This is a genomic window from Flavobacterium luteum (assembly GCF_008806775.1).
GTDB lineage: Bacteria > Bacteroidota > Bacteroidia > Flavobacteriales > Flavobacteriaceae > Flavobacterium > Flavobacterium luteum.
The window spans coordinates 29259-47773 of record NZ_WAEM01000012.1 but is presented as its reverse complement, the minus strand read 5'-3'; the positions used below and the strand labels follow the sequence as shown (position 1 = coordinate 47773).

Below are 18515 nucleotides of genomic sequence, written 5' to 3'. Positions count from 1 at the left end.
CAATTGTATTTAAAGGGGTAACTGTAATTGTTCCAGTAGTTGTCGCTGGAGTACAACCACCAGTGGTTGTAACGGTGTAGTTAAATGTTCCAGATGCTGTAGGCGTTCCGCTTATGGTAACAACATTAGAAGCCCAAGTTCCAGTCACCCCAGCAGGAAGTCCGCTAAATGTAGCCCCAGTAGCCCCTGATGTTGCTAAAGTAATGCTTGATATTGCAGTATTAATACAAGTTGTTCTGTTAATTCCTGTTGCAATTGTATTTAAAGGGGTAACTGTAATTGTTCCAGTAGTAGTTGCTGGAGTACAACCACCAGTAGTTGCAACGGTATAGTTAAATGTTCCAGATGCTGTAGGCGTTCCGCTTATGGTAACAACATTAGAAGCCCAAGTTCCAGTCACCCCAGCAGGAAGCCCTCCAAATGTAGCTCCTGTAGCACCAGTTGTTGCTAAAGTAATGCTTGATATTGCAGTATTAATACAAGCTGTTCTGTTAATTCCTGTTGCAATTGTATTTAAAGGTGTAACTGTAATTGTCACAGTATTGTTGCTAGTAATAGTATTCCCACATGAGGATATTAAAGCCAAATTTGTTACGGTAATAGTAGTTGATCCTGCATTTGCTAATGCTGTAGTAGTAAAAGTTCCAGTTCCTGGGCTACCAGCATTAAAAGTCATAATAGCCGTATATCCGGTTAAAGTATTTGAACCCGTAAGATTATAAATTACAGTATAATTCCCTGAAACCATTGTACTTGAACTAAGAGTAACATTAGATGTAGACCCTGAACAAATTGGACTTATTGCATTTGTTGCTGTTAATGCGTTAGAGGATGTACACGACCAAGTTAGAATTACTTGACCATTAGCTCCATTACCACCAACTACATCAGTTGTATTATTTCCATCTCCAGAACCACCACCACCACCACCAACAGCAGTAGCAGAGACACCATTATTTACGCTATCTCCACCATTTCCACCTATACCTCCACCAGCTGGTGCAGCTGTTGCAGCTAGTGTTGACCAGGGATTAGGTCCAGATGTTCCGTTTCCGATTATTCCAACGGCAGTTCCAGCAGATGAACCTCCTGGTCCACCTCTACCCGTAGTGCTATTTCTTCCGTACCCTCCATTACCTCCAGAATTTGTAATAGTTCCTACACCGCTAGTATTAGCTCCTCCAACTCCACCAGGAGCACCTGATATTAAAGTTCCTGAAATTCCCCCATTCCCTCCTTTGGCGAGCAAAGTTGAAGGAGTGCTAAACCAAGAATCTCCTCCATTTTTTCCGTTGTCTTGAATTCCTAAAACGACAACTCCAGTACCACCTGCTCCTCCAATACCAACAGTAACAATATAAGTAGTTCCTGGAGTAACAGCAATAGTTGAAGAACTACTGTAAGCACCGCCACCGCCACCGCCACCGCCATCTGTGTTTAAAGTGTTACCACCACCACCACCACCAGCTCCCCAAGCTTCAACTTGAATCGAAGTGACGCCAGCAGGACATGTCCATGTTCCTGAAGATGTAAATGTTTGAGATGATTGTGCAAATCCAATAAAGGTCACTAATAAAAGACCAATAAGTAAGTATATTTTTCTGTTTGTGTAAGTAATTCTTTTCATAACTTTTTTTCCCCCGAAAAATGATATTAAATGTTTATGCTTTTTTTAACACAACAAAAATATACTTCATAATTGAATTAACAAAATTTTTTATCGATAAAAAGCATTAAACATCGATGAAATACATAAAATAGTATATTTTGTAAGTAATAAAGTACAATAAATAAGTTAAACGAACATTTTTTTTAGTTATCCACTGTTTTTGCAAGTCAAAAACTTGTTTAAATCATTAGCTTTTAGAAGTAGTTTTTGGAAACAACACACTATCAATTAGTTGCAATATACTTCTAGAAGCACAAAAAAATAAATTGATTAAGGGTAAGAATTATTCTCTATTTAGAATAATCTCATTTGAATTTAAAAAATAAAAAAAAATAAATTTTAGGAAGAGAAAATAGAAAAAAATTTTTCAAATGACACATAAAAAAAATCTCTAAATGTTATGTTTAGAGATTTTAAAAAGTGTAGCGAAGACGGGAGTTGAACCCGTGACCTCAGGGTTATGAATCCTGCGCTCTAACCGACTGAGCTACCTCGCCATTATATTGCATTACTGAATACCTTAATGCGGGTGCAAATATAAAATTTAAATCATAGGGAACAAATATAAAAAGTAAAAAAAATTTTATTTTCAAAAATCCTTTTTTTTTGATTTAATATTTATATATTTCCAAAAAATTACACAAAGAAAATGGATCTAAAATCAAGATACGAATTAGAATTTCCAATAAATTCATCACCTCAGTTGCTATATCAATACATATCAACACCTTCGGGTTTATCTGAATGGTTTGCAGATAACGTAAATTCAAGAGGTGAATATTTTACTTTTATCTGGAATGATTCAGAGGAGAACGCTAGGCTTTCATCAAAAAAAACTGGGGAGAAAATAAAATTCAGATGGATAGACGAAAATAAAAAAGATACTGATTATTTTTTTGAATTGCGAATACTTGAAGATGAGATAACTAAAGATGTTTCTCTTATGGTTATAGATTTTGCCGAACCAGAAGAACTTGATGAAGCAAAGTTATTGTGGGAAAATCAAATTTCAGACCTAAAACATGTTATAGGTTCTGTTTAATATTTTGTTTTTTTAAACTTATATTTGTCCCGTGAAATCGGGACTTTTTTATTTATTATGATTAATTATAACGGAACAATTCTTCCATCTTCAACATATTTATTGCATGACAATCGAGCGTTTCTATATGGAGATGGGGTTTTTGAAACAGTTAAAATCATTAACAACACGATTCTTTTTCTTGAAGATCATTATTTTAGATTAATGTCATCTATGAGAATTCTTAGGATGGAAATTCCAATGAATTTTACCATGGAATATTTTGAAGAACAAATTAAATTAGTAACAAATGCAAATAATTGTTCGGTTGCTACACGAGCTAGAATTACAATTTATAGAAACCCAGGCGGTTATTATTTGCCAGAAACAAATACTATCTCATTTTTAATACATTCTGTTCCATTAGAGAATAAGATGTATGCAATGAATTCTGATGCATATGAAGTTGATTTATATAAAGATATTTATGTTTCAAAACAATTGTTATCAACTTTAAAAACCACCAACAAGATCATAAATATTACAGCTAGTATTTATGCAAAAGAGAATGGTTTGCAGAATTGTTTGCTACTGAATGAAAATAAAAATGTTGTAGAAGCGATACAAGGAAATATTTTTATGGTATTGGATAATACATTAAAAACACCACCAGTTTCTGAAGGATGTTTAAACGGAATAATGAGGAAACAAATTATAGCTTTAGCGAAGAAAATCGATGAAATGGAAGTACTTGAAGAGCCAATTTCACCTTTCGATCTTCAAAAAGCAGATGAATTGTTTATTACAAATGTTATAAAAGGAATTCAACCTATAACAAAATATAGAAAGAAAGAGTATAAAACAGCGTTTTCACAAAAAGTTTTAAATCTATTGAATGATTGTATTGTGACTTAATTCAAAAGTGGATTTTCAGGAGCGTTAGACCATAAAATGTAGTCACCACCTAATTCTAATATTTTTTCTTTCCAGAAATCGGTAGTCGATTTTCCAATAATCTTATTTTGATACAAATTTTCGGCAATAATCCATGAGTTTGTTGCCATTTCGTTTTCTAGTTGTTGCGCTTCCCAGCCCGTATAGCCCAGAAAAAAACGTATATTATCTTTCTTTATTTTCCCTTTATTGATTAAATTTCTAGTCAATTCAAAATCACCACCCCAAAAAATACCGCTTGAAATCTCTATACTTTCATTTATTAATTTAGGAACATTATGAATAAAATAAAGATTGTCTTGCTCAACTGGACCTCCGTTATAAATTTTAAAATTGGCCACAATATCAGGAACTAAATCTCTTATTGTATATTTTAGAGGCTTGTTTAGAATGAACCCTACTGATCCTTCTTTATTGTGTTCAGCTAATAAAATAACAGAACGATTAAATGATAAATCGCCAATTATAGAAGGTTCCGCAATGAGTAATTGCCCTTTTTTTAATTTTTCTGAAATCATTACATAGTAATTTTTAATAAATTTAACGCTATTTTTTCTAAATACACAAATAATTTTATAAAAAATAAAAAAAATTCTTCCTTTTGGAAGACTTTTTTTTATTTGAGCCAATCGAAAAAAAGATTAATTCACGTGTATTTTAAATGTTTTAACTTGACGTGAATTTTTCTGTATTACTTTCAATAGGTAAAACCCTTTCGATAAATCTGTAGTATTTATTAATAGTTCATTTTGGTCTTTAGTAACTATATTCTTAACTAATGTACCAATTAAAGAGTATATTAAGATTTCAGAGTTTTCAATTTCACCTAAAATTTTAAGATTTTGACCATTTGTAGGATTTGGATAAACAACTATTTTATCTGCCAACGCATTATTTGAAATGTTTAATGAATTACAACCTCCAATTGTTAAAGTATGTAATTTATTTACAGTAGTGTTTTCTCCACCTGTTGCTAAAGAATAAGTATAATAAAAATAAATTTTTTCTCCAAGTGTTGCACTAATTTGATAAGGTACATTTGGGGTTACATTATATCCGTTAAATGGTCCAGTTGCACTTTTACTATAATAAAGGATACAAACTTTGTTTCCAGTTGTTGAAATGGTTGGTTTAAATGTAATTGTTGGATTGGATGTATTGGTTACCGTATAACTGTATTGTCCATTTGCAGCGACTGAATTACAAGGATCAGTATTAATAGGTGTTGAATCTTCAACTGTAAATGTAATTGTTGAGAAAATGAATCCATCCGTTGCTTTTAGAGTTACAGGGCCAGAAAGTGTTGGGCTAAATAATCCATTTGGTGCTATTGTGCCATTTCCGTTAGTTATGCTCCAAATAATATTGGTTGGAAAGGCATTATTGTCAATATCATATCCTTGTGCTGAAAATTTTTGAGTTGAATTTAGATTCAAACTTGTAATTTGTGGCGTAATAGAAATTTTAGATAATGAAGCATTTTTGCCAACTAATCCTCCAATTATTACTTTTACATTAGTTGGATAAGTACATTGAATAGTTGAAGAATGATCCCCTACATCATCATAGGCGAAAGCATAGGTTTTAGAGTCATAACTTATATTGTCTTTATGAAAAAAAGCTACATATTCATTATACGGTTTTATTTTAAAAAATAAAGAGGAGTCATGCGTATATTGTATGGTTGAGCCAGTGATATTAGTATTAATAGCATGTCGATTTATTGCAGCTGAAATTTGAGCTTGAATCATTAAATCCTCATTATATTTAACAATATTGTTACTTGCATTAACAGGGGTATAAGCCATTGGTCCAGAACCATCAATTGCATTTGCAGTAGTTGGCTTAGAATAAATAGTTGCAATTGATCCATCTCTTGAATCAGTAAAGTTGAATACATCACCAGTTACTCTTCCAACCCAGACTCCATTTTCGCCAATATTTATTGTCAAATCTTTTGATGAATAGGTATTCCAAATGTCATTGATGTAAGAATCCAATGCCGTTTTTGAAAAAGCAGGCAGCTTTGTAGGCTGCTCTATTATTGGATTTCCGTCTAATGAATTGGTTTTTATGGTTTTGCAAACTAAATAATCATTAGAAACTGTGGTGTCCCACAAGGACATTATTTCATTATGTGATAGTAATTCTCCAACTTTACTGTATTTTGGCGTGCCTTCACCAGCTATTGCATTTGCATAGTTTTGTTCGTAGGTCAAGTTTGAGTTTACTGATCCCGTAAAACCATTTACCTCAATTCCCATAGGGTATTGATAAGCATCAACTCTACTAGTGTTAGTGAAAAGTCCAGAGCCACCCCATGTAAGTTCAATTAATTCCCAACGAATTCCGTCATTCGGATCGCTAGAAGAATTTAAATTGGCTCCAGCATAACCTCCTTTATCAAGAAAGTGCAAATACATTGGCGATTTGAATGATATAAAAATTCTACTGGCATATAATTCTTTAGGTATTTGGATAGTTTTATTAGGAATGTCACTTAGTTTCATAAAAATATTAGGGTATTTCCATTCTGCCGGTGAGCTCCAAGATGGTCCAGAAATGATATTATCATCAGCATTCATTTTTATAAGATTGCTTGTACTCATATTCATCCATACGTCTCCCATTGTTTCATACTTTCCTACTAATGTTATATAAATTTCAGAATCTAAATATTCAGAATTATTTTCAAAAACATAAGGAAGTTTTAGAGTTTGAGAAAAGCTATTGGGAACAAAAAAAAGTAAACTAATAAAAAATAGAGTAATTATCTTCATATTTGTAATTTTAACCCATAAAAGTACTAATAAAATCCTCTCTGACTATAATTTTATTAATGAAATTATTTATTCTGTTGCCTATAATTCTATTTACAAATTTAACTTTTTCACAAGAATTTGAGAATTCATATACTATTGATTTAAATTACTTTAGAGGAAATGTTATGGCACATTCTCCAGATTTATATCAACTAATTACGGGTCACCCTGATGGTCTAATGTTAAATTTTTCTAGAAAAACATCTGGCAAAGAAGAATGGAATTCGCTCTATAATTTCCCAGATTATGGCGGATATTTTTTATATCAAGATTACAAAAATGAATTACTTGGACAGAATTTTGCCGTTGGGGCTTTTTATAACTTCTATTTTTTAAACAGAAAGCTTAGTTTTAAAATAGCCCAAGGAATAGGAATTACAACTAATCCATACGATAAAGAAACAAATAGCAAAAATAAAGCACTTGGATCAAAAGTAATGGGAAACATTAATCTTGGTTTATATTATAAGAAAGAAAATGTAATTGATAATTTCGGATTTCAAGCGGGATTTCTCTTTACCCATTTTTCAAATGGCAGAATAAAGTCTCCCAATAGTGGCATAAATACCTATTGTTTGAATATGGGTGTGAATTATGTTTTTGATGAAATTAACAGGGTAAAGCCAGATTCAATTAGGGTTAAATTAAAATTTACCGAACCTATAAAATATAATGTTTTATTTCGTACGGGTTTTAATGAAAGCCCAGTTGTTGGAAGTGGTCAAAAACCATTTTACCACATCGGGTTTTATGCTGATAAAAGAATCAATAGAAAAAGTGCCATTCAGGTTGGGACAGAACTTTTTTTAACTACTTCTATTAAAGAGTATATACGTTTTAGATCTATTTCATTTCCAGAATACCAAGTTAATAGTTCTACAGATTTCAAGAGAGTTGGTGTTTTTGTAGGTCATGAATTATTTGTAAATAAGATATCATTAGAAGGGCAAATAGGATACTATATTTACAGGCCATTTAAGGATGGTGCTCCAATTTATGATAGAGTAGGTATGAAATATTACTTTTCAAAAAAGGTATTTACAGGAGTTTCTCTTGTAACACATGGTTTTTTAGCAGAAGCGATGGAGTTTGTAATAGGTGTTCGATTATAGTTGTATTATGACCAAAAAAATAGTCCCATTGTTGTTTATTCTTTTTTTTACAAGTTGTGAAAAACCTTTTGATTGCGTAAAATCGAGTGGAAAGTTATCTGCTAAAGTATATGAAGAATTAACTTTCACTAAAATAATTGTTCATAAAGGAATCGCTTTAGTCATTACCCAAGGCGATAATTACAAAGTTGAGGTCAAGACTGGTGAGAATTTAATAAATGATATTGAAGTAAAAAGCGACGGTAATACTTTAACACTTGAAGATAACACAACTTGTAATTGGGTACGTGATTATGGTGAAACAACAGTTTATATTACAGCTCCAAACCTTACCGATATCTATTGTAAAACCGATAAAGAAATTACCTCAAATGGCACCTTAAAGTATGAAAATTTGCGATTAATTTCAATGAATACAATTGATGGGTATAATGGAGTTGGAACCGGAGATTTTGTTTTACAAATAGATTGCGAAAAATTATTAGTAGAAAGCAATGAAGTTTCTCGATATTATATTTCGGGAAAAGCAAACCAAGCGAGTATTAATTTTTACGAACAAGACGGAATTTTTCATGGAGAAAATTTAATGTGTAATGCAATTAGCTTATTCCATCGAGGTTCAAATCATATGTTTGTTCATCCACTGGTATCATTATCGGGCGATATTTATAATGTAGGTAATGTCTTTTGCTATTCAAGACCGTCAGAAGAGAATATTAGAGTCAAACAGCACTATAAGGGAAAATTAATTTTTAAGTAGAAGTTCTATATAAAAACTACTTTTGAGTAATCTCTCTGAATACCGTTTCTAAGTTTTTGTTTTTCTGATTCAGTTGTAGCGTTTTCAAGCCATTATCGTGGGCAAAATCAAAAACGGAAGGCCTCATGTCTTTATCTGAAATAAAAGTCAGTTCCCAAGTCATATCATGAGTATTTTTATAGGACTTTAAATGTGGGATTTTAGCAATAGCTTCTTCTTCAATTTTATAGTCAAATTCAACTTCAATTATTTGCTCCTTGTTGGCAGAAATTAAAACATCAAGTTTTTTGTCAGCTACAATTTTTCCTTTATCAATAATGATTACTCTGTCACAAATTGCCTCTACTTCTTGCATAATATGTGTAGACAGAAAAATAGTTTTGTCTTTGCCGACACTTTTTATAACATTTCTAATTTCTACCAACTGATTCGGATCTAAACCGGTTGTAGGTTCGTCTAAAATTAACACATCTGGATTGTGTAAAAGCGCATTGGCTAATCCTACTCTTTGACGATATCCTTTAGAAAGTTGACTAATTTTTTTATGACTTTCAGATGACAAACCAGTTAACACAATCACTTCCTCTATTCTAGAATGAGCGACTTTATAGACATCGGCATTAAAAGCCAAATATTCTCTCACATACAAATCCAAATACAAAGGATTGTGTTCCGGCAAATATCCTATAGATTGCTGCACTGCTTTTTGTTGCAAATTAACATCGTTTCCATTTACAGAAGCCGAACCTTCATCAGCAGCAATATAAGTAGTTAATATTTTCATTAATGTTGATTTTCCAGCTCCATTCGGGCCAAGAAAACCTACAATTTCTCCTTTTTTTATAGAAAATGAGATATTGTCTAAAGCTTTTTGAGCTCCATAACTTTTTGAAATAGCATTAACTTCTATTGACATTTAATTTTTATTTAAAGCAAAAGTAAACAGAAAAAACTTCTTTAAGGGTAAAGAATTAAAAAATATATAATCTAAATTTTCCTTTAAAAAGATTGTTATTATTGACGAATAAAACATATAAAATTCACTTTAAATCATATTTCAAACAAAAGTATCTATAGTTAAAGTTGCATTTTGTAAAGATATAATTCAATTTCAGTAGAATATGAGTTGGTTTTATTGTCTTTTTTACAATAATAAACTTGTTTCACAAAGAATTCTTTTTTTGTTAGATAAAATCAAATATTTTTTTTGAAACACTTAAAATAAAGTATACATTTGCAGAGCATTAATATAAAAAAACAGAATAATGTTGAATAACCGTTTTTATTTTAGCAACACCTATTACTTCTTCTTTAGGAAGTAAAGGATTGTGCTATGGTTATTTGAAAATAAGAAACAAATAAAACTAATATACAATCCTGATGAAAATCAGGATTTTTTTTTGAGTAGAAATGAGAACTAAAATAGCGATACAAGGTATAAAAGGATCCTTCCACCATCAAGTGGCTCAAGATTATTTCTATCAGAATGTAGAAGTAGATGAATGCTTGTCTTTTGAAGAATTAGTAGATAGTTTGATGTCTGGTAAATCAGATCAGGCGGTTATGGCGATTGAAAATTCAATTGCAGGACCAATTATTCCTAATTATGCTTTAATAGATAAAAATAACTTGCATATTATTGGTGAACATTATTTAGATATTCATCAGAATTTAATGGCGCTAAAAGGTCAAAAAATAGAAGATATTTTAGAAGTACATTCACATCCTATGGCATTGCTGCAATGTATGGAGTTCTTAAAAAAACATCCAAACATAAAATTAGTTGAAGACAAAGATACTGCCGAAACTGCTAGAAGAATTCACAAAAATCAACTCAAAGGAATTGCTGCCATTGCCAGTAAAACCGCTTCAGAAATGTATGATTTAGAAATATTAGCTCCAGAAATTCAAACTATTAATAATAACATGACCCGTTTTGTTATTATAAATAAAGAGGATTCGTTTGCCGACGAAAATGAAATTAACAGAGCTTCCATAAAATTCGAATTGGATCACAAACGCGGAAGTCTTGCTGCCGTATTGAATGTGATGAGCGATTGCAAATTAAATTTAACAAAAATTCAATCCTTACCTAAGATTGAAACGCCTTGGAAATATTCTTTTTTTGTAGATGTGACGTTTGAAAAATATGAAGACTATGCAAAAGCAAAAGCATTATTGACCATTATGGCAGAATACTTTAAAGTTTTGGGAGAATATAAAAATACAAAGCCATGATTACTACTGCGAAACGATTAGATGTCATTGAAGAATACTATTTCTCCTCAAAACTGAGAGAAGTACGACAATTGGCTTCAGAAGGAAAACCAATTATCAACATGGGAATTGGAAGTCCAGATTTAAAACCTTCACAAGAAGTTATTGATGCTGTTGTTGAGGCCATGAAAGATGAAAATGCGCACCAATATCAAAGTTATCAGGGTTTACCGGAATTGCGTCAAGGAATGGACGATTTTTATCTAAATAATTATGGAGTTGCACTTAATACTGTAACCGAAATTTTGCCCTTAATGGGTTCTAAAGAAGGAATTATGCATATTTCGTTGGCTTTTTTAAATGAAGGCGATCATGTTTTGATTCCAAATCCGGGCTATCCAACGTATACATCGGTAACCAATTTAGTTGGAGCTGTTCCGGTTTATTATGATTTAAGAGAAAGTAATAATTGGGAACCTGATTTTGAAGCTTTAGAAAAATTAGATCTATCAAAAGTAAAGTTAATGTGGATAGGCTATCCTCACATGCCAACGGGAGCAAGAGGAAGTTTGCAATTGTTTGAGAAATTGGTGGCTTTTGCCAAAAAACATAATATATTGCTTGTTAATGACAATCCATACAGTTTTGTTTTAAATGACAATCCTATGAGTTTGCTGCAAGTAGATGGGGCCAAAGAGGTTGCATTGGAACTAAATTCTTTGTCAAAAACGTTCAATATGGCAGGTTGGCGAGTAGGAATGGTTTTAGGAAACGCGGCTTGCATTGATGCCGTTTTGAAAGTAAAAAGCAATATGGACAGTGGTATGTTTTACGGTATTCAAAAAGGCGCTATCGCAGCTTTAAAAAGTGATAAATCTTGGTTTGAATCAATGAATGTGATTTACAGAAAAAGAAGAATTCTTACCGAGCAATTGGCAGAAAAATTAGGTTGCAAAGTCTATAAAGAAGGTGTAGGTTTGTTTGTTTGGGCAAAATTACCAGAAGGAATTACATCTGCAGAAAAGTTTATAGATACTATATTATACGAAAAATCAATATTTATTACTCCAGGAACTATTTTTGGTTCTAATGGAGAAGGATACATTCGATTTGCACTTTGTGTCAAAGAAGAGAAAGTACAAGAAGCAATAGATAGATTTAGGAATTAGGATTTTTTGATTTAGGATTTCAAATTAATCCTAATTCCCAAATCCCAAATCCCAAATATTTTAAAATATGAATATACACGTAATAGGAATAGGATTAATAGGAGGTTCGATGGTATTGGACATCAAATCATTGCATCCTGATGCGACTATATATGGAATAGACACTAACGAAAATCATTTGGCGGAAGCTATTGCTTTAGGCGTTATTGATAAAGCAGCCACATTTGATGATTTAGGAACTGCCGATTTTGTAATTGTTTCTGTACCAGTCGATGTAGCGTTAATCGTTTTACCAAAAGTGTTGGACGCTATTGGAGAAAACACCATAGTTTTTGAAGTGGGTTCTACTAAAACACCTATTTGTGAGGCAATTGCCAATCATCCAAGAAGAAGAAATTTTATTGCTACCCACCCAATTGCAGGAACAGAATTCTCTGGACCATCAGCAGCAATAAGAAACTTGTTTCAAGGCAAAACAAATATCATTTGCGAAGTCGAAAAAACAACATTTAAATTGCAGGAAAAGGCAGTCGAGTTGTTTAAAAGCATGGGAATGAGAATCAGATACATGGATCCGAAATCACATGACAAACATATTGCTTATGTGTCTCATTTATCTCATATAAGTGCATTTATGCTAGGGAAAACAGTAATTAATAAAGAAAAAGACGAACAGGATATTTTTGATATGGCAGGTTCTGGATTTGAAAGCACCGTCCGTTTGGCTAAAAGTTCGCCAGCCATGTGGACACCCATTTTCAAACAAAATAAAAAACACGTCGTAAAAACTCTAGAAGAGTATATCTCTAATTTATCAAAGTTTAAAGACTTATTGATAAACGACGATTTTGAAGCAATTTATAACGAAATGCAAAGTGTAAATAAAATAAAAGAAATATTAAACGGAATGAAAAAATAATAAATAACTATAAAAATAATTTCAAAAAACAATACGAATAAAATAAATTTTAAAGAATAAATAACTAGAAAAGATGGAAAACAAGAAAGAAATGAGAGATTGGTTAAACGAATTCAATTTAACTCATCCCTTTGTAATTGCAGGACCTTGTAGTGCTGAAACTGAAGAGCAAGTATTAAAAATAGCTCATGAATTAAAAGATTCTGATGTAAGTGTTTTTAGAGCAGGAATCTGGAAACCAAGAACGCGCCCAGGAGGATTTGAAGGTGTGGGTGAAATAGGATTAAAGTGGTTAAAGAAAGCAAAAGCTGAAACAGGATTGCTAATGGGAACTGAAGTGGCTACTGCTGCACACTGTAAATTAGCTTTAGAGAATGATATCGATGTGCTATGGATTGGTGCTCGTACAACTGCTAATCCGTTTGCGGTTCAAGAAATTGCGGATACTTTAAAAGGAACAGATAAAATCGTTTTGATTAAAAATCCTGTAAACCCAGATATGGCTTTATGGTTAGGTGGAGTAGAGCGTTTGTATATGGCTGGTATTAAGAAATTAGGCGTAATACACAGAGGATTTTCTACCTACGAAAAAACAAAATACAGAAACATTCCAGAATGGCAAATTGCTATCGAATTGCAAAATAAATTCCCTGATTTGCCTTTAATCATTGACCCATCACACATTACAGGTGATCGTAAAATGATTCTTGAAGTGACTCAGGAAGCTTTAGATTTAAATTATGACGGAATGATTATCGAAACGCATTTCGACCCTGATAATGCTTGGAGCGATGCTGCACAACAAGTGACACCTACCGCTTTGAAACAAATTTTTAAAGATTTGAAAGTTAGAAAAGTGAGTGGTGACACACCTGATTTTGACAACAAAATGACAAAATTAAGAGCAAACATTGATGTTTTAGATGCTAATTTATTAGAGCTTTTAGGAAAACGTATGAAAGTGGCTGACGAAATTGGTCAAGTGAAAAAAGACAATAATGTAGCCGTTTTACAAAGCAGTCGTTGGAACGAAATTCAAGAAAAAATGGTTGCCGAAGGTTCTAAAAAAGGATTGACTGAAGAATTTATCATCAAATTATTCAAAGACATTCACCAAGAAAGTATTGGACACCAAGAAAAAATATTGAATTCATAATTCGTATTTGACAAAAAAGAATCTCCTCAGTTTTTTAATTGTGGAGATTTTTTTTAGAGTTATAAAATAGTAATGATTTTATATTATATTTGGAGAAATTAAAAACATAAAAAATGAAAAAAATTATTTTAGTATTTGCTATGATGATAGCAGGTTCCCTAGTAAACGCTCAAGTTGATGTAATTACAAAACACAGTGGCGAAGTTGTAAAAGGAAAAGTAGTGCGAGTTGAAGAGTACACTATTGTATACAAATACGATGGTGAAGATGCAGAAAATTCAATTGGTAAATACGCAATCGAAAAAATTGTTTACGGAAAAAGTGGTAGAGTTGAGGAAGTGACTGAAAAAATCGCGATTTCATCTGAAGACGATTGGGAAAAAGTAGTTATTTTAGAAGACAAAGCATACATTGCCGGTCTTAAAAAAGGAGAAGAAGTAAGAGGAAAAACAGGCTTGGTAAATTTTCAAACAGGAAATACTGGGGATAAAAAAGCAGAGAAAAAATTAAAAATGGCTGCGGCTGCAATAGGTTGTCCATTTATTTTGCTAACATCTGATAAAACTACAGTTGGTGCAAATTCTAATGCAATTGGTGGTTCACAAGCGATCAAAAAAGGAATTGGATACAAGTACTAGTTTTTAAAAAACTAAATTTCAAGACTGCTCCTTCATTTGGGCAGTCTTTTTTTTTGTCAAATTTATCAAGAAATACAAATTAATAGTTTACAAGTTTAAACTAATTATCTTTGCCAATAAATCCTAAATCAGAATTCGTAAATCGCAAATCAAAAAATGACAGGACTCGTTTATAAATCTACTGGAAGTTGGTACACCGTAAAATCAGAACAAGGCGATTTTATAGAATGTCGTATGAAAGGAAAATTCCGAATCAAAGGAATTAAAAGTACCAATCCTATAGCTGTTGGCGATGTTGTAGACTATGAACTCGAAGAAACATCAGACACCGTAACAGGTACCATTCATAAAATTCACGACAGAAAGAATTATATCGTTCGTAAATCAGTAAACCTATCGCATCAAATGCATATTATTGCATCAAACATCGATAGGGTTTTCTTGTTGGTAACGATAAATAATCCGCCAACAACCTTCAACTTTATCGATCGGTTTTTAGTAACCGCTGAGGCTTACGGAATTGAAACCATATTAGTCTTCAACAAAATAGATACCTTTGATGACGCTACTTTAAACGAGCAATTGTACATGCAACATGTCTATCAAGAAATAGGCTATCAATGTTTACGGGTTTCATCAACCGAAAGAACAGGAATTGATGCCTTAAAGGAAATGATGATGGGAAAAGTCAGTATGTTTTCAGGACATTCTGGAGTAGGAAAATCCACTTTGGTGAATGCCATGGAACCTGCTTTAGATTTAAAAACAAAAACCATTTCTGAAGCCAGCAAGCAAGGGCAGCACACCACCACTTTTGCCGAAATGTACGATTTGTCATTTGATGCTAAAATTATCGATACACCGGGAATTAAAGGTTTTGGCGTTGTAGATATGGAGCCTGCTGAAATTAGCGGTTATTTCCCAGAATTTTTCAAGCTGAAAGACCAATGCAAGTTCAACAATTGTTTGCACAAAGACGAACCCCATTGCGCCATAAAAACAGCTTTAGAAAACGACGAAATAGCATGGTCACGCTACAAAAGCTACCTTAAAATTCTTGAAGGCGATGATGAACATTATCGAACTGATATTCATAATGAAGATAGGATAATTAGCGATAAATCGAGGGAGTAATTTAACCAAACCCTCTCAGGGTTCATAACCCTGAGAGGGTTAAGTAATAAAAAAAGTTAAAATGAAAACCGTAATCCAAAGAGTATCTCATGCCTCTGTAACCGTTAACGAAAAAATCGTAGCCGAAATCCAAAAAGGGCTACTCATTTTGGTAGGAATTGAAGATGCCGATGCACAAGAAGACATCAATTGGTTAACCTCAAAAATTGTCAATCTTCGCATTTTTGGTGATGAAAACCACGTTATGAATCTATCCGTTCAGGACATAGCCGGCGATATAATTGTCATCAGTCAATTTACGCTTCAAGCCTCAACAAAAAAAGGCAACCGACCTTCTTATCTAAAAGCTTCAAAAGCCGAAATCGCCATCCCACTTTACGAGCGTTTTGTTCAAGAATTAGAAAACCAACTAGGCAAAAAAGTACAAACCGGTATATTTGCTGCCGATATGAAAGTTTCTTTGCTCAATGACGGACCGGTAACAATAGTAATAGACAGTAAAAACAAAGAGTAAGAAGCTTTTTTAATCACTACCCTATAAACATCCTGCAAAGGGTGTTTTTTTTTAATGCAAAAAAATCATCCAATTACGATTTCCCGTAAAAAAATCATTTTTAAACGGCCTAAGTTTAAAAATTATTAATCCAAAAGTCATTTTAAACAACACTGACTTTTTTAAAATCATGTAAGTATGCCATTTGAAAACCTGAACAACGTGCATTACACCGCAGCCGAAAAAACGCTGACCACAACTGCATTAACAGCCTTAGAAGCCGCCTTGGCAACTAAGTTTAGAAACCTCTCTCCTGAGGAACGCAAGAAATACGGGAGCATCAATGAGCAAAACAAACTCATTGTAAACAAAATTCTAGATTACAGAAACAATCAATCGGGCTTGAGCAGTGCCGATGTAGATTGGGACGAGTTTCAAAGCGATTATGATTCCAGGGTTTTTATTCAAGCCATTATTTCTAGGTTGCAAAGCCTCATCGACGGATTAGATAACAACAAAATCCTACACGATTATGACAACTACCAAGCGGCACTTACTGATTATGGCTACAGCCAATACAAAGCAGGAACCAAAACCGCAGGTTATGAAACCAAAGTAAACGAGTTGTCACAATTTTTTAGCAGAACAGGTACTTCAACTACTCCTGCATCTGACACTGCTACCCCATAAATACTGCAGTTGCAACAATGACAGTACCCTTTCAGACAATCTGAAAGGGTATTTTTTTTGTCTCAAAAGGCCAAAAACGCCAACGTTCACGTCAGGGACGTAAAGTTTCACGTCCTTGACGTGAAACTTCACATCAAGCACGCCAAATTTTACGTCATGCCACGTAAAGTTTCACATCAAGAACGTAAAGTTTTACATCAATAACGTGAAGTTTCACATCAAGGACGTAAAGTTTCACGTTTTTAAGATAAATTACGCACAATACATACTTAACACGGCACAATTATATATATTTGTGAAGAGACAAAAGGAGAACAGTCAGACAAAGCATGCTCTATGTGGGGGCTGATTTTATGAGACCTATAAACGAGTTAGTGGTAAGCTTACCGAAAATCGTAGAATTCGAGAGACTAAAAACAATTTTACAACAATAAAAAATTATGGAATATCTAAAAAAATTCAAGGAAAATAATCCTTACTCAAAAGTTGAGATAGAAACAAAACATATCAAAATATCAAAACCTTGGGATGATGATACATTCATAATTTTAATGGATAAATCTGAAGATTTAAGTGCGTTGGACAATGTTAAACTTGTTGATTATTTGGTTGCCATTTATCATTATAAAGAAAAAAAAATAGAATTTATTTTTGCTCCTATAGAAACAGACACAGGCATATTAAAAAGAAAATTTGACTATAACTTTCAAGGCAAAACATATAATTGTTATTTTGATAAATCTTCCAAAGCATTAGAAATATTAGCTAAAGGATTTCAACAAACAAAAACTTCTACTAAAACAAATTATAGAGAATTAAGAATGTATAATGATTTTTATACTCTTGATGAACAACCAGAATTCATAAAAGAATTTTATAAAGATTGTGAAGCTTTCTCTTTTTATATCAGTGGAGATTTTACTTCTATTGAAAATGATTTTACTTACTTTTTAAGATTATTAAACTTTTATATGGAGTATTTCGATAGAGAAAGTCCTAAAATAATATTGCACAGAAAGGAAACTCTAAAAGATGAGTTTATAATTCCTTGCTTAAGTGACGACGGCGATGAATTTCCTAAAAGTATAAATGCACATAATATAGAATTAACTGTTTTAGAAACCATAGATGTAGCAAACAAAACAGATGATATAAGATTACAATTTATCTTTTATTACCAAGTTTTAGAATATTGCACATATTATTTTCTTGATACTTCAATAAAAAAAGAACTAAACCAAATATTAAAAAAACCAGATATAAATTCTAAATCAAAAGAATACACTAAATCTATAATTGATAAATTACAAGACCATTATTATAAAAACAAAGATGATTCTGTAAAAATGGAGAAAACAATATTAGAGTTTATTTCAATTGATGATTTAAAATTAGAATTGTCTAAAAACTGCGAATTCTTTTGTAAAGACATAGAATTTGACGGCGGTTTAGTTGTGAAAAAATTATTTAATAAAGTTGAAGATTTAGATAGTGTAACGGAAAATTTACTAACTGCAATTAGAAAAAATATTGAAAAAATACGCAATGTATTGGTTCATTTAAGAGAGCAAAGAGAAAACAAAGTCATATTGCCAACACCAGACAACGATGTAAAATTAACGCCTTACCTTTTTCTAATAAAAAGAATGGCAGAAAAAATAGCACTTCAATTTGAATAAAAGCCAGCCGCTAACAGCCTTTTCTCGCAATTGCGAATTTTGTAGTAAATTCACGTTTGCGTTTCGCAAGAATTTTTATCTA

At 32.3% G+C, this 18515-nt stretch carries 17 protein-coding genes and 1 tRNA gene; 13 read left to right on the top strand and 5 right to left on the bottom strand.

The window, feature by feature from the left end; all coding sequences use genetic code 11:
- Both F6464_RS13995 and F6464_RS13990 read right to left on the bottom strand, forming a co-directional pair.
- Positions 1-1627, bottom strand: a 1627-nt coding sequence (locus F6464_RS13995) for a beta strand repeat-containing protein (RefSeq protein ID WP_151108575.1), incomplete at its 3' end; no start/stop codon positions are given.
- 465 nt (positions 1628-2092) lie between these two features.
- A tRNA-Met gene (locus F6464_RS13990) sits at positions 2093-2166 on the bottom strand.
- A 152-nt stretch (positions 2167-2318) separates the two neighbouring features.
- On the opposite strand from F6464_RS13990, the gene F6464_RS13985 reads away from it, so the two are divergent.
- Positions 2319-2711, top strand: coding sequence for an START-like domain-containing protein (locus F6464_RS13985; RefSeq protein WP_151108574.1), 393 nt, complete (start codon positions 2319-2321; stop codon positions 2709-2711).
- Between the two features lie 57 nt (positions 2712-2768).
- The gene (locus F6464_RS13980; protein WP_151108578.1) at positions 2769-3605 is read left to right on the top strand and encodes an aminotransferase class IV; all 837 of its coding nucleotides are present in this window, start codon (positions 2769-2771) and stop codon (positions 3603-3605) included.
- Here F6464_RS13980 and F6464_RS13975 read toward each other — a convergent pair.
- Complete coding sequence (locus F6464_RS13975) at positions 3602-4162, bottom strand: YqgE/AlgH family protein (RefSeq protein ID WP_151108573.1); 561 nt, start codon at positions 4160-4162, stop codon at positions 3602-3604. The genes F6464_RS13980 and F6464_RS13975 overlap by 4 nt on opposite strands.
- Before the next feature lie 123 nt (positions 4163-4285).
- Entirely contained in the window at positions 4286-6424 is a 2139-nt protein-coding gene (locus tag F6464_RS13970) for a beta-1,3-glucanase family protein (RefSeq protein ID WP_151108572.1), read from the bottom strand.
- A 59-nt stretch (positions 6425-6483) separates the two neighbouring features.
- Between F6464_RS13970 and F6464_RS13965 the strand changes: the two genes are divergently transcribed.
- Together F6464_RS13965 and F6464_RS13960 are read left to right on the top strand one after the other, a co-directional pair.
- Positions 6484-7578 (top strand): acyloxyacyl hydrolase, encoded by a 1095-nt coding sequence (locus tag F6464_RS13965; RefSeq protein WP_151108571.1) that lies wholly within the window; start codon positions 6484-6486, stop codon positions 7576-7578.
- Between the two features lie 7 nt (positions 7579-7585).
- Positions 7586-8338 carry a head GIN domain-containing protein gene (locus F6464_RS13960; RefSeq protein ID WP_151108570.1) on the top strand — a complete coding sequence of 251 codons (753 nt, stop codon included), beginning with the start codon at positions 7586-7588 and terminating at the stop codon, positions 8336-8338.
- A gap of 16 nt (positions 8339-8354) precedes the next feature.
- Here the strand turns inward: F6464_RS13960 and gldA are convergent, their stop codons facing one another.
- On the bottom strand, positions 8355-9254 hold the full coding sequence (gene gldA, locus F6464_RS13955) for a gliding motility-associated ABC transporter ATP-binding subunit GldA (RefSeq protein ID WP_151108569.1): 900 nt from the start codon (positions 9252-9254) through the stop codon (positions 8355-8357).
- Between the two features lie 494 nt (positions 9255-9748).
- On the opposite strand from gldA, the gene F6464_RS13950 reads away from it, so the two are divergent.
- The 9 genes from F6464_RS13950 (at position 9749) to F6464_RS13910 (ending at position 18433) form a co-directional block, all read left to right on the top strand.
- Positions 9749-10576 carry a prephenate dehydratase gene (locus F6464_RS13950; protein WP_151108568.1) on the top strand — a complete coding sequence of 276 codons (828 nt, stop codon included), beginning with the start codon at positions 9749-9751 and terminating at the stop codon, positions 10574-10576.
- Positions 10573-11724 carry an aminotransferase class I/II-fold pyridoxal phosphate-dependent enzyme gene (locus F6464_RS13945; RefSeq protein ID WP_151108567.1) on the top strand — a complete coding sequence of 384 codons (1152 nt, stop codon included), beginning with the start codon at positions 10573-10575 and terminating at the stop codon, positions 11722-11724. The genes F6464_RS13950 and F6464_RS13945 overlap by 4 nt, the downstream gene beginning before the upstream one ends.
- 67 nt (positions 11725-11791) lie before the next feature.
- The gene (locus tag F6464_RS13940; RefSeq protein WP_151108566.1) at positions 11792-12643 is read left to right on the top strand and encodes a prephenate dehydrogenase; all 852 of its coding nucleotides are present in this window, start codon (positions 11792-11794) and stop codon (positions 12641-12643) included.
- A gap of 73 nt (positions 12644-12716) precedes the next feature.
- Positions 12717-13799, top strand: coding sequence for a bifunctional 3-deoxy-7-phosphoheptulonate synthase/chorismate mutase type II (locus tag F6464_RS13935; RefSeq protein ID WP_151108565.1), 1083 nt, complete (start codon positions 12717-12719; stop codon positions 13797-13799).
- 113 nt (positions 13800-13912) lie between these two features.
- Complete coding sequence (locus tag F6464_RS13930) at positions 13913-14437, top strand: hypothetical protein (protein WP_151108564.1); 525 nt, start codon at positions 13913-13915, stop codon at positions 14435-14437.
- A 156-nt stretch (positions 14438-14593) separates the two neighbouring features.
- On the top strand, positions 14594-15571 hold the full coding sequence (gene rsgA, locus F6464_RS13925; RefSeq protein WP_151108563.1) for a ribosome small subunit-dependent GTPase A: 978 nt from the start codon (positions 14594-14596) through the stop codon (positions 15569-15571).
- 61 nt (positions 15572-15632) lie between these two features.
- Positions 15633-16085 (top strand): D-aminoacyl-tRNA deacylase, encoded by a 453-nt coding sequence (gene dtd / locus F6464_RS13920; RefSeq protein ID WP_151108562.1) that lies wholly within the window; start codon positions 15633-15635, stop codon positions 16083-16085.
- 177 nt (positions 16086-16262) lie between these two features.
- A complete protein-coding gene (locus F6464_RS13915; protein WP_151108561.1) occupies positions 16263-16754 on the top strand; it encodes a hypothetical protein in 492 nt (163 codons plus the stop codon).
- Between the two features lie 440 nt (positions 16755-17194).
- Entirely contained in the window at positions 17195-18433 is a 1239-nt protein-coding gene (locus F6464_RS13910) for a hypothetical protein (protein WP_151108560.1), read from the top strand.
- Positions 18434-18515: the final 82 nt, after the last annotated feature.